The 12,147-nt window shown below is 44.0% G+C and carries 10 protein-coding genes; 6 read left to right on the top strand and 4 right to left on the bottom strand.

Features of this window, described 5'->3' with window-relative positions; translation table 11 throughout:
* Positions 1-13: 13 nt before the first annotated feature.
* The 4 genes from ACK4EX_RS09100 to ACK4EX_RS09085 all read right to left on the bottom strand — a co-directional run bounded on the left by ACK4EX_RS09100 (position 14) and on the right by ACK4EX_RS09085 (position 4,287).
* Positions 14-2,041 carry a cation:proton antiporter gene (locus tag ACK4EX_RS09100; RefSeq protein WP_409772016.1) on the bottom strand — a complete coding sequence of 676 codons (2,028 nt, stop codon included), beginning with the start codon at positions 2,039-2,041 and terminating at the stop codon, positions 14-16.
* A 196-nt stretch (positions 2,042-2,237) separates the two neighbouring features.
* Positions 2,238-2,768 (bottom strand): Smr/MutS family protein, encoded by a 531-nt coding sequence (locus tag ACK4EX_RS09095; RefSeq protein ID WP_409772014.1) that lies wholly within the window; start codon positions 2,766-2,768, stop codon positions 2,238-2,240.
* 5 nt (positions 2,769-2,773) lie between these two features.
* A complete protein-coding gene (locus ACK4EX_RS09090; protein ID WP_409772011.1) occupies positions 2,774-3,304 on the bottom strand; it encodes a hypothetical protein in 531 nt (176 codons plus the stop codon).
* Between the two features lie 50 nt (positions 3,305-3,354).
* Positions 3,355-4,287: a LysR family transcriptional regulator gene (locus ACK4EX_RS09085; RefSeq protein ID WP_409772009.1), complete on the bottom strand. Its 933-nt coding sequence runs from the start codon at positions 4,285-4,287 to the stop codon at positions 3,355-3,357.
* A 177-nt stretch (positions 4,288-4,464) separates the two neighbouring features.
* Between ACK4EX_RS09085 and ACK4EX_RS09080 the strand changes: the two genes are divergently transcribed.
* The 6 genes from ACK4EX_RS09080 (at position 4,465) to ACK4EX_RS09055 (ending at position 12,145) form a co-directional block, all read left to right on the top strand.
* Positions 4,465-7,848 (top strand): methylmalonyl-CoA mutase family protein, encoded by a 3,384-nt coding sequence (locus tag ACK4EX_RS09080; protein WP_409772007.1) that lies wholly within the window; start codon positions 4,465-4,467, stop codon positions 7,846-7,848.
* Positions 7,849-8,327: 479 nt separating this feature from the next.
* The gene (locus ACK4EX_RS09075; protein WP_409772005.1) at positions 8,328-8,708 is read left to right on the top strand and encodes a hypothetical protein; all 381 of its coding nucleotides are present in this window, start codon (positions 8,328-8,330) and stop codon (positions 8,706-8,708) included.
* The gene (locus tag ACK4EX_RS09070; protein WP_409772126.1) at positions 8,708-9,319 is read left to right on the top strand and encodes a sugar transferase; all 612 of its coding nucleotides are present in this window, start codon (positions 8,708-8,710) and stop codon (positions 9,317-9,319) included. Before ACK4EX_RS09075 ends, ACK4EX_RS09070 begins: the two co-directional genes overlap by 1 nt.
* Position 9,320: 1 nt before the next feature.
* Positions 9,321-9,875, top strand: a complete 555-nt coding sequence (locus ACK4EX_RS09065) for an ArsR family transcriptional regulator (RefSeq protein ID WP_409772003.1) — start codon at positions 9,321-9,323, stop codon at positions 9,873-9,875.
* Positions 9,853-11,172, top strand: coding sequence for a nucleotide sugar dehydrogenase (locus ACK4EX_RS09060; RefSeq protein ID WP_409772001.1), 1,320 nt, complete (start codon positions 9,853-9,855; stop codon positions 11,170-11,172). Before ACK4EX_RS09065 ends, ACK4EX_RS09060 begins: the two co-directional genes overlap by 23 nt.
* Positions 11,173-11,191: 19 nt before the next feature.
* Positions 11,192-12,145 carry an NAD-dependent epimerase/dehydratase family protein gene (locus tag ACK4EX_RS09055; RefSeq protein WP_409771999.1) on the top strand — a complete coding sequence of 318 codons (954 nt, stop codon included), beginning with the start codon at positions 11,192-11,194 and terminating at the stop codon, positions 12,143-12,145.
* The last annotated feature ends 2 nt before the right edge of the window (positions 12,146-12,147 follow it).

The following is a 12,147-nucleotide window of genomic DNA, read 5'->3' as shown; positions in this document are numbered from 1 at the left end:
TTTTGCCCTGGGGCTATTCATCTACGCCCCAGGGGCCGGTATCGCTCACACGGCGGTAGAGGGCAGCAATGTTGTCGTAGGTGCCTACCACATAGAGCACATCGTCTTTTTGAATCTTTTCATCAGGTTTGATTTCTTGAATGAATTCTGAACCTCGACGAATGGCAATGAGGTTTAGGTTGTAATCTTGGCGAAGTCTGCTTTCAGAGACCTTTTTGCCTGAAAGTCCGGCAGAAAGTTTGCTCACCTGAACAGCTGCTACCGACAGGTCTGGAATATTAAGGTCAACTGAGCTTGAGCTGCGCGCTTCGATTGGGCGAAAGAGTTCATAATGCGTACTGCGGATGCGGGTGATAACGTCGGAGATTTGATGCATCGGTACCAGGTACTTATGGAGCACACGGCTGAAGATTTCGATGGATGTCTCAAACTCTTCAGGTATGACCTCATCGGCTCCGAGGGCAATGAGCTCTTCAATTTCGCGCACATAGCGGGTACGCACAATCAGATAAATGGATTGACTTAAAAGGCGAATGGCTGAGATGATGCGCTTGGTAGCCGCCAGGTCAGAGATGGCAATTACGGCTACACGTGCTTTTTCTACATGGGCACTGTTAAGTATTTCGGAATGTATCGCATCGCCAAACAACACCGGTACTCCTTCTTCTTTGGCTTCGCGCACCAGCCGGCCATCCATTTCGATCACTACATGCGGAATTCCTGAGTATCGGGCAGCGCGGCTTACGTTTTTGCCATTGATGCCATAGCCGATGATGACGAGGTGATCTTCCAGCGCATCAACTGAAGCACCTTCTATGTCCTCGTTCTGACCTGGCCGGATGATGGTGTTAAACTTAGAAAGGATAACCGGTACATTCGTTTGCCCCAAAAGATCACAGATAGTGTCAATTCGACCGATGATAAAAGGAGCAATAATCATCGTAACAATCGAAACAGCCAAGAAATACTGATACATTCCGGCTGTAATAAGCTTCTGATCAATCGCTGTTTTAGCCAGGACAAAAGAGAACTCTCCAACTTGTGCCAGCGCCAGGCCAGTAATAATGGCGAGTCGGGTTGATTTACCATTGATTATCAGGGCAGATGCGCCAGTGATAAATTTAATAAACATAACGGCTAAAGCCAGCACGACAATCCAGTGGAGGTTCTGAAACAAAAATTTTAAATCGACCAAAAGGCCGATTGAAATAAAGAAAAAGCTCATAAATACCTCTCTAAATGGCAATACATTAGCCACTGCCTGATGGCTGTATTCGCTTTCGGAAATGACCAGTCCGGCCAAAAAGGCACCTAACGCTAGTGAGAGTCCGGCCTCATTGGTAAGCCAGGCAATTGCAAAACAGGTGAGTAGAATGACGATGATGAAGAGTTCCTGACTTTTAGTAGCGGCCACTTGATACATGATAGCCGGAAATATGTATCTGGCTGCCAGATACACGAGTATAAGCACAACCAGCGTTTTCAAAACAAGCAAGCCAAGAAGTTGCCAGGTATTTCCTCCACCATTGCCTGCCATTACGGGTATCAGCAGCATCATAGGTACCGCGATCAGGTCTTGAAAAATCAAAATTGCCAAGGTATTTCGCCCTTCAGGATTGTTGATGCGTCCGTGAATCTGAAGAAGCTTTATGACTACTGCTGTACTGCTCAGCGATATCATAAAACCTATCAACAAGGATACATTGGCACTATAGCCGTAAATATAAGATATAATCCCGCCTAAAACCACTGAAAGCAACACCTGAAGACCGCCACCGATAAACACAGTAGATTTTATGGCTGATAAGGTTTTGAGGTTAAATTCAATGCCTATTAAAAAAAGTAGCAGTACAAGGCCTATTTCCGAGAGAATTTCGATTTGTTCAATATCGCTGATCAGCCGCAAGCCAGTAGGTCCCATAAGCATTCCAGCGACCAGAAAGCCAATGATGGAGGGCATTTTAATCCGCTGAAAAAGCAAAATAAGCAAGGTGGAAACCCCTAAAACTACTACAAACTCTCGGAAGATGTTCAATTCCATTTGTAAGAAATACTGTATTAATTATACCCTTCGTTCACAAAGATAATCGATTCGCTTTTGATTGTATTCTTTCATTTTTAAATTAAAAAATAAAAAATTTAATGAACATTTTCAATCGGCTGACAAAGTTTCTGACAATGGGCCAACAATCATCAATACATTCCAGATTATGAAAAAAAGTAAGTATTGCAAGCTTTCAGTCTTCGCTTCGCTTCCAAATTTCTACAGCAGTTGCACCTTGTCCGTATTTAGAGTAGTCAGCGTCGTAAACTGTGATTCCGTCGAAGGCTGAGAGCATTTTCCGAAGTTCTTGTTTCAGCACACCTTCACCAACGCCATGAATAAATATGATTTTTTTAATGCCTGCTTTTCGCGCTTTAAAGAACTGATTTCGGGCGTGATTTAGTTGATACGTCACCATGTCATGACGAGTGAAACCTCTGTAATGTTCAGCAATTTCGTGCAAATGCAAATCCACCTCTAATACATCCGATTTGGGAGGCTGTTTGCTACCAGTGGTGCGTATAGCAGCGTCTTTTTGTGTAACTGGTGCATTGAGGATGTCTTTAGCTAATAATTTTGGGCGTGCTACAAGTTTGCTGATTGGGTACTCAATTTCAAATCCTTCGTCTGTAAGCACGATGGCCGTATGCCCGGTGATGCTCACAACGGTTGCAGTGCCGGTTTCGTCTAAAAAGCTGACTTCATCTCCGGGCTTCAGCGTCATAGCGGTTAAAATTCCTGTTGCATCTCTTGTTTCAGATAAGCAATAGCTTTTTTGGTTGGCAACCCTTCCATTTCCATAAAGTGGCTGATGATTTTCTTACTAAATTCGAGAGCATCGGTATCTTCGGGCGTTTCAGCCGCCAGTTTGTTGATGATCCCCACCATAGCTGATTTTGCCGTCACCACATATTGCCATGCCTGCTCGCTTATATACATCTGCTGGCTGAGGTTGAATTCATATTCAGTCTGGATAGATTTAATGAGTAACTGTCGATATTGACGGGCTGTGAGGTTTTTACTCGGTATGCGCGTTACTAATTGATTGGGCGAGATACGTTCCAGGAAAAGGGCAAGTCGTTCATACGCCTGGAAGCGCAGGGGTAAAGCAATTTTGGCGTTCTCCTTGTGCAAGGAGTAACGCCTTCGCTTCTCTTCGTTTTCCATAAAATTTGAGAGAAGCATATATGTGAGAATCAGCATAAATGCTGATGGCAAAACGTATTTGAGAAGTTCGATAATGAGTTCCGTATGTTCCATAAATAAGAGGAGAAATCGCTCAGACAAATGTATATTGACCTTTATACATTTTATTTCGGGGGAATAATGGTTCCAGTTTTTTGTAGCAATTTTTTCGGTATAGACGATTTGACGATTTCCTCCAGTTTCTGAATCATTTTGTTTTTCAGTTGATTACGTGAATAAATCAAACTAATCTCGCGAACAGGTCGTGGTTCAGCTATCAGTTTGATGTTTTTTTGCGCATCGCCTTTCATTTCAATAGCCATCAAATAAGGTATCAGGGTATTTCCCATGCCTTCATCTACCAGGCGCACGATGGTTTCGAAGTTTCCGATTTCTACCATCAGGCGATTTTGCGTCAAAGCCTCTGATTCATTGCAAATTCTCAAAACGCTGTTTCTGAAACAATGTCCTTCGCTTAAAAGTAATAGATTAGTATTGTTTAACTCGCTTGAAACGATAAAATCCTCTTTCCAGAGAGGATCAGAAGGCGAGATGTACGCCATAAAGGGTTCGTAAAAGAGCGGTATTTCGGTGATGTTTGGCAGGTCAAGCGGAGTGGCCAATATAGCTGCGTCGAGGTGGTCGCGATTGAGTTTCTCAACAATAGTGTCGGTCTGCAACTCTTCTACAATCAAAGTTACTTGAGGGAAAGCTTTGCGAAAAGAGCCGATAAAACGGTGAAGCAGATAGGGAGCTAAGGTTGGAATTATGCCCAAGCGAAATTCCCCTTCGTGCTGATTTCGAGCATCGGCTATGATGTCTTGGATTTTATGCGCTTCGCGCAGCACATTTCGCGCTTGCGCCAGTACAAGTTTGCCGATTTCAGTGGGTATAATGGGTTTTTTGGAACGGTCAAAAAGCACCACGCCAAGGTCTTCCTCTAGCTTTTGCAATTGCATGCTCAGCGTGGGCTGTGTTACATTACAAGCTTCAGCGGCTTTGCCGAAGTGCCTATGATCGTCCACAGCAATAGCGTATTCCAGTTGAGTTATAGTCATGGTTTTGAATTTTTTTGCAAAAATAGTATAAAACTATTAAAAATACATTTTAATAGAAAAAAACACAAATTGATTTTAAACCCTTCACACTGGAATAGCTTTGGAGAACTCACAACAGTAGCACATACCTTTCTTGGCAAGTACATTTGCAGTCCATAACTAATTATACATATGTCAATGACCACTACCCCCTATATTCCCAAAAACAAAGTTCGTATAGTTACAGCTGCATCGCTTTTTGATGGTCACGATGCTGCAATCAACATCATGCGCCGTATCATGCAGGCCACCGGTTGCGAAGTGATTCACCTTGGGCACGACCGGTCAGTAGAGGAAATCGTAAATTGTGCCATTCAGGAAGATGCACAAGCCATAGCCATCACCTCTTATCAAGGTGGGCATATGGAATTTTTTAAGTACATGTACGACTTGCTAAAACAAAAAGGCGCTGGACATATCAAGATTTTTGGAGGAGGGGGTGGTACCATATTGCCTACGGAAATTGAGGAGCTTCATCAATACGGCATCACACGCATTTATCATCCTGACGATGGCCGTGCAATGGGCCTGCAAGGCATGATCAATGATGTGGTGATGAAGGCTGACTTTCCTGTGGGTTATCCGTTGAATGGACAAGTCAAAAAACTCGGAACTGCTCCCGAAAACTGGGGTGCCATTGCCCGATTGATTTCAGCAGCCGAAAACTTTCCTGAAGAAAGTCGTGCTGAGTTGGAGGCTGTAAAACAACTGGCCGAAAAGTCAAAAACTCCAGTATTGGGAATCACCGGTACCGGTGGTGCAGGTAAAAGCTCATTAGTCGATGAGTTGGTTCGTCGTTATTTGCTCGATTTTCCCGAAAAAACCATAGGCATTATCTCCGTTGACCCGTCAAAGCGCAAAACCGGTGGAGCTTTACTCGGCGACCGCATTCGTATGAATGCCATTAACAATCCGCGTGTGTACATGCGTTCGCTGGCTACTCGCCAAAGCAATCTGGCCCTGAGCAAGTATGTAGGCGATGCCATTGCCGTACTGAAAGCTGCCGGTTACGACCTGATCATTTTAGAAACTTCAGGCATCGGTCAAAGTGATACCGAGATACTCGATTACAGCGATGTATCACTTTATGTAATGACACCTGAATACGGGGCAGCCACTCAGCTCGAAAAAATCGACATGCTCGACTTTGCTGACCTGATTGCCCTAAATAAGTTTGATAAACGTGGCGCCCTCGATGCTTTGCGCGATGTAAAGAAGCAGTATCAGCGCAACCATCAGCTCTGGGATCGCCCTGCCGATGAAATGCCCGTATTTGGCACTATCGCAAGCCAGTTTAACGATCCTGGAATGAATCGCCTGTATAAGGCTGTGATAGACAAAATTGTGGAAAAAACCGGTGCTGATCTCCGGTCAAACTTCCACGCCACCGATGAGATGTCGGAAAAGGTGTATATCATTCCCCCACATCGCACGCGTTACCTTTCTGAAATCACCGAAAACAACCGCAAATACGATCAGTGGGTAAATCGTCAGGCCGAAATTGCCCAAAAGCTGTATAATCTTCATCAAACCATTGAACACCTTTCATCCACCGATATTGAAGACAAGGATCGACTCATCAAAAAGTTGCGCGAAGAATTTGAAAACGTAAAACTCGACCTCGATCCGCACAACTGGCAGTTGATCGAAAAATTTGACGAAAAAGCCCAACAGTACCACAATGAAGAGTACATCTTCAAAGTGCGCGATAAGGAAGTACGCGTAAAGACCTATACCGAATCGCTTTCTCACCTCAAGATTCCGAAAATCGCAACCCCGCGTTACCGGGCATGGGGCGACCTGCTGCGTTGGCAGCTTCAGGAAAACTTTCCGGGCGAATTTCCATACACTGCAGGTATCTATCCTTTTAAGCGCACTGGAGAAGATCCCACCCGTATGTTTGCCGGCGAAGGAGCTCCGGAGCGCACCAACAAGAGATTTCACTATCTCAGTTTAGGAATGCCAGCAGCACGTCTGTCGACTGCTTTCGACTCCGTAACCTTGTACGGACGAAATCCAGACCTTAGACCAGATATTTATGGAAAAATCGGAAACTCTGGCGTATCGGTCTGTTGTCTCGACGATGCCAAAAAACTTTACTCAGGCTTTAATCTTGCCGATCCCACTACATCTGTATCGATGACCATTAACGGGCCGGCGCCGATGATCCTGGCCTTCTTCATGAATACGGCTATCGACCAGCAATGTGAGCTTTACATCCGCCAAAATGGTTTGGAGCATCTTGTAGAGGCCAGGCTGAAAGAGCTTTATGACGATCGCAACCTTCCTAGGCCTCGTTACAATGCACCTCTGCCCGAGGGCAATGATGGCTTAGGCCTTTTGCTTCTGGGAGTTACAGGTGATCAAATTCTAGATCGCGAAACGTACGAACGGATCAAGGCTCAGACCCTTAGTACCGTGCGCGGCACGGTGCAGGCTGACATTTTAAAAGAAGACCAAGCGCAAAATACTTGCATCTTCTCCACCGAATTTGCCCTGCGCCTTATGGGTGATGTTCAGCAATATTTTATCGACCATAAGGTACGCAACTTTTATTCGGTATCCATTTCGGGCTACCACATTGCCGAGGCTGGTGCCAATCCAATTACCCAGCTTGCTTTTACACTGGCCAATGGATTTACTTATGTAGAGTACTACCTCAGCAGAGGAATGGACATCAACGACTTTGGCCCAAACCTCAGCTTCTTCTTCTCTAACGGAATCGACCCAGAGTATGCCGTAATAGGCCGTGCAGCCCGTCGCATTTGGGCTAAGGCCATGAAATATAAATACGGAGCCAATCCGCGTGCTCAGATGCTCAAATATCACATCCAGACCTCCGGCCGCTCGCTCCACGCACAAGAAATCGACTTCAACGACATACGCACCACCTTACAAGCGCTATATGCTATTTACGACAACTGCAACTCCCTGCATACCAATGCCTATGATGAAGCAATAACCACTCCTACTGAAGAATCGGTTCGACGTGCTGTGGCTATTCAATTGATCATCAACAAAGAGCTCGGTCTCGCCAAAAACGAAAACCCCCTCCAGGGCAGCTTCATCATTGAAGAATTGACCGACCTCGTAGAGGAAGCAGTGATGATGGAATTTGACCGCATCACCGAGCGCGGTGGCGTTCTTGGGGCAATGGAGACCATGTATCAACGGTCCAAGATTCAGGAAGAATCCCTCTACTACGAGACCCTCAAGCATACAGGCGAACTGCCTATCATAGGTGTGAATACTTTTTTAAGTTCAAAAGGCTCTCCTACAATCATCCCTGCTGAGGTAATTCGTGCCACTGAAGAGGAGAAACAAGCCCAAATTGAAACGGTGAACAGACTCCACGCTTTTAACCCTGAAAAGTCACGGCAGATGCTGCGCGCCATCCAGGAAGCGGCAATTCAGAACAAAAACGTCTTCAAAGTTTTGATGGAAGCCAGTAAATACTGTTCACTCGGCCAGATGACAGAGGCTCTCTTCCAGGTGGGCGGTCAATACAGGAGGAATATGTAATTTGGTGGGTTAAAGGATTAAAAAATTAAACTTTAACTCAAACATTTTCTGCGGATTTCAGAAAAATCTGCTGGAAAAATTGTCTTATAGTTAATGCTTAAGGCTTTAAAAACTAACTTTAAGTACTTACAATTAAACTTTTATTAAAAGCTAAAATTTCTTTACCTGCGTTTTTCTGCGAAATCTGCAGAATTAAAATTTCCTTTCTCTTTAAGTCCAACAGATGTAGAGAACCTTAATTGTCTACAAAGCTCCCATGAGCTTTCGTCGATAGGTGTCGGGGGTAAGTGGTTTTTCCCATAAAATTTTCACATCACTTTATATTCCCTTAACATCCTTTTGGAGTAATAAAACTACTCAATTAACTGGTTTTACTCAAAAAAATGGGTATTATGCAATTAAAATATGGCAGTTTGCTAATTTCTTTGCAATTTAATTTGCAATTCATAGTCGTTTGAGTAGCTTTGTTGTGCAATTAGATGAGCAAAAATATTGCTCAATCTCTGCGCAGCCATGTCAGACACATTAATGGGACTGACGTGGCGGAGCCTTTAAAAAATGTCACATTGGCTCCTTTCCCCTGCTTCTTTGAAGATGATTTTGAACGCATCAGGAGAATCATTCTTCCTTTCGACTTTGAAGCCGAAATACGAGTCTTTTGTATCGACCCTGAAGATCTCGATATAAGCCGGGAAATTTACCTGCTTATTATCAGTGAAAAAATAACCAGCGACGTTTGGTTTATGATTGATTATTACCTCCGCAAAGAATTTAAAGGCAGATATATTAAGACTTACGTCGTTAAAGAAATCAATTCGGGCTTATTGCGCATAGCATACGATTGTTCTGTGCGAATTTGATGCGAGTTTACAGAGACTTTTTCAAGAGAATTTTAGACATTTTAATCTCCTCCACAGCTCTTTTGATTCTTTGGCCATTAATCTTACTCATCGCAATTGTTTTGTTTTTCCAAAATAAAGGTAAGATATTCTTCTACCAAGAAAGACCGGGCAAGGAACAACGCGCTTTTTATGTGCTAAAATTCAAAACCATGACCGACGAGCGCGATAGTACCGGTAAGTTGCTCCCGGACTACATGCGCATTACGCCCTTAGGTCGCTTTTTAAGGGCTTATTCGCTTGATGAGCTGCCACAACTTATCAACGTAGTGCTAGGCCATATGAGTTTGGTAGGTCCGCGCCCCTTGCTATTTAAATATATTCCTCTGCACCAGCCCTGGCAATTGGTTAGATACAAAGTGCGTCCGGGTATCACCGGCTGGGCACAGGTAAATGGACGTAATTCGCTCACATGGGCACAGAAATTTCGTCTTGACGCAGAATATGTAGAAAAGTGTAGCTTTTGGTTCGACCTAAAAATTTTGTTCCTTACTTTTATCAAAGTACTTCGGGCCGAAGGCATTCAGAATTCGCAAACCCAACCTATGCCGCCCTTCGACGGCACCAACTAATATGCTGGATACGCTTATTTCATCCAAAACACGCATTAAACTGCTTTTAAAGTTCTTTCTCAATACCGAAACGAAAGGATATCTGAGGGGACTTGAAGCCGAATTCGGAGAAAGCAGCAATGCCATTCGTCTGGAGCTAAATAAGCTGGAAGAAGCTGGAATGCTTGTATCGGAAACCCAAGGCAACAAAAAGCTTTACTCAGTTAACAAAAATCATCCACTTTTCAATCCGGTGTTTCAGTTGATTCGCTCCTATGTGGGCATTGATACAGTTATAGAGCGCGTGATCGAACGCTTGGGTAATGTCAATGAAGTTTATCTAACCGGATCCTTTGCTAAAGGTGTTGATTCAGATCGTTTAGACATTGCTTTAATAGGTAAAAATATTGATGTCGAGTATCTTGAATTCCTTACACAAAAGGCAACAAATGTCATAAATCGCAAAATTTATACTTCCGTATTTTCGGACATTGAATCGCTAAAGTCGGTTCACGGCGATTCTATTGTACTCATTTACAAAAACGAAGAACAAAATGGCAGAACTCAAACCTCTTAGTGAATCCAAGATTGGAGTCATAGGTTTAGGATATGTAGGCCTTCCACTGGCTGTGGCACTTGCCTCAAAGTACAAAGTGGTAGGCTTCGATATAAATTCAGCACGTATCGATGAGTTGCTCAAGGGACACGACCATACCCTTGAAGTATCAGATGAGGATTTACAAAAGGTACTGGTAAAAAATCCAATGGAGCTGTACAACGGTCGTGTAGGACTCTATCCCTCAATGGCTATTGGAGATCTGTCATCTTGTAACATCTACATAGTGACTGTACCTACACCCACTGACAAGCATAACCGTCCGGATCTCACACCCATGATTAAAGCCTCTGAAACGGTTTCCAAAGTGTTGAAAAGAGGCGATGTAGTCATTTACGAATCTACTGTGTATCCCGGCGTAACCGAAGAAGAGATGGTTCCCATACTCGAGAGGGGTTCTAAACTAAAATTCAACGAAGATTTCTATTGTGGCTACTCTCCCGAGCGCATCAATCCCGGTGATAAAGAGCACACTGTCACCAAAATCCTCAAGGTCACATCCGGATCTACGCCTGAAGTAGCTGAGTATGTCGATCAGCTTTACCGGTCAGTAATTACTGCTGGTACATTCAAAGCTTCTTCTATCAAAGTAGCCGAGGCTGCCAAGGTCATCGAAAACAGTCAGCGCGACATAAATATCGCCTTCGTAAACGAACTTTCTAAAATATTCAATCTCCTTGGCATTGACACATCTGAAGTACTGGAGGCTGCCGGCACCAAGTGGAATTTTCTGAAATTCAAACCAGGTCTTGTAGGGGGCCATTGCATTGGTGTCGACCCTTACTATCTGGCTCAGAAGGCTCAGGAGGTCGGCTATCACCCTGAAATCATATTGGCTGGCCGCCGGCTCAATGACTCTATGGGTAAGCATGTAGCCACTGAAACCATAAAGCTCATGATGCGCAAAGACCTGCGCGTTATTGACTCAAAAGTGCTTATCCTCGGATTTACCTTTAAGGAGAACTGTCCCGATACACGCAATACCCGCGTGATCGACATCTATAAAGAGCTCAGAAGCTTCGATATAAACGTGGACATTTACGATCCCTGGGCTAGTGCTGAAGAGGTAAAACATGAATACGGAATTGACATCCTTACCGGGCACGGAAACATGCCTGATCTCTCGCAATATCAGGCGATAATTCTTGCAGTGGCGCATAACGAATTTAAAGACATTAACCTCTGCAAGTCACCCTCTCAGGTAATCTTCGATGTTAAAGCCATTCTTCCAAAAGAGTGCGTTGACGCACGATTGTAAAACGAATACTTAGTCTCTGGTGAAAATATTACTTACCGGTGTTGCCGGTTTCATAGGTTCAAATCTTTTGGAATCATTTTTAAATAATCCCCGAATTTCATTTGTCGTGGGCTTAGATAACCTTGCGACAGGGTACATGAAAAATATTCAGGAATTCATGTCTCATCCCAAATTTTCTTTTATTGAAGGTGACATCCGGGATGCTGAGGTCTGTATGAGGGCTGCAGAGGGTGTGGATGCCATTTGCCATCAGGCAGCGCTTGGCAGTGTACCCCGAAGCATTGATGATCCTAGGACCTCTCACGATGTGAATGTAAACGGCTTTATCAACATCATCGAGGCTGCCCGCACTCATGGTATAAAAAGAATTGTCTACGCATCTTCTTCGTCAGTTTATGGTGACCTGGAAGAATCGCCCAAAGTAGAAGACCGTGTTGGAAAAGTGCTTTCGCCATATGCGGCAACCAAAATGACCAACGAGCTCTATGCAGAGGCCTATGCGCGCAACTACGATATGACCTTTGTCGGCCTTCGATATTTCAATGTTTTCGGCCCAAAGCAAGATCCCAACGGTCCGTATGCCGCAGTCATACCTTTGTTTATCAAAGCTGCCCTAACCAATACACCACCCGTTATCAATGGTGATGGCACCATTACGCGCGATTTTACACCGGTTGCCAACGTTGTTCAGATCAATACAAATGCATTGCTAAACGATTTGACAATCGGTCGCCACTATGTATGGAATGTAGCCTGCGGAAAGACAACTGATCTGAACACCCTTTGGAAAATGATCCGGCAGATCACGGGCACTCAGGTAGATACCATCCATGGTCCTATGCGTAAAGGCGACATATTATATTCTCTCGCAGATATAAACAGGGCAAGAATTGAAGGAAATTACAATCCGGATGACGATCTGTTGAAGGGATTAAAAAACACTGTGGAATTTTATTCATTTCAATTGGTTTAATT

The organism is Thermaurantimonas sp. (genome assembly GCF_046299575.1).
Classification (GTDB): domain Bacteria; phylum Bacteroidota; class Bacteroidia; order Flavobacteriales; family Schleiferiaceae; genus Thermaurantimonas.
Note: the sequence above shows the minus strand (reverse complement) of the source record. Positions and strands in the feature narration are given on the sequence as shown.

Coding starts and splice junctions, on each gene's coding strand:
- ACK4EX_RS09090 (WP_409772011.1), bottom strand. CDS start 3,304: ATGGAACATACGGAACTCATTATCGAACTTCTCAAATACGTTTTGCCA.
- ACK4EX_RS09070 (WP_409772126.1), top strand. CDS start 8,708: ATGCGAGTTTACAGAGACTTTTTCAAGAGAATTTTAGACATTTTAATC.
- ACK4EX_RS09095 (WP_409772014.1), bottom strand. CDS start 2,768: ATGACGCTGAAGCCCGGAGATGAAGTCAGCTTTTTAGACGAAACCGGC.
- ACK4EX_RS09100 (WP_409772016.1), bottom strand. CDS start 2,041: ATGGAATTGAACATCTTCCGAGAGTTTGTAGTAGTTTTAGGGGTTTCC.
- ACK4EX_RS09080 (WP_409772007.1), top strand. CDS start 4,465: ATGACCACTACCCCCTATATTCCCAAAAACAAAGTTCGTATAGTTACA.
- ACK4EX_RS09075 (WP_409772005.1), top strand. CDS start 8,328: ATGAGCAAAAATATTGCTCAATCTCTGCGCAGCCATGTCAGACACATT.
- ACK4EX_RS09060 (WP_409772001.1), top strand. CDS start 9,853: ATGGCAGAACTCAAACCTCTTAGTGAATCCAAGATTGGAGTCATAGGT.
- ACK4EX_RS09065 (WP_409772003.1), top strand. CDS start 9,321: ATGCTGGATACGCTTATTTCATCCAAAACACGCATTAAACTGCTTTTA.
- ACK4EX_RS09085 (WP_409772009.1), bottom strand. CDS start 4,287: ATGACTATAACTCAACTGGAATACGCTATTGCTGTGGACGATCATAGG.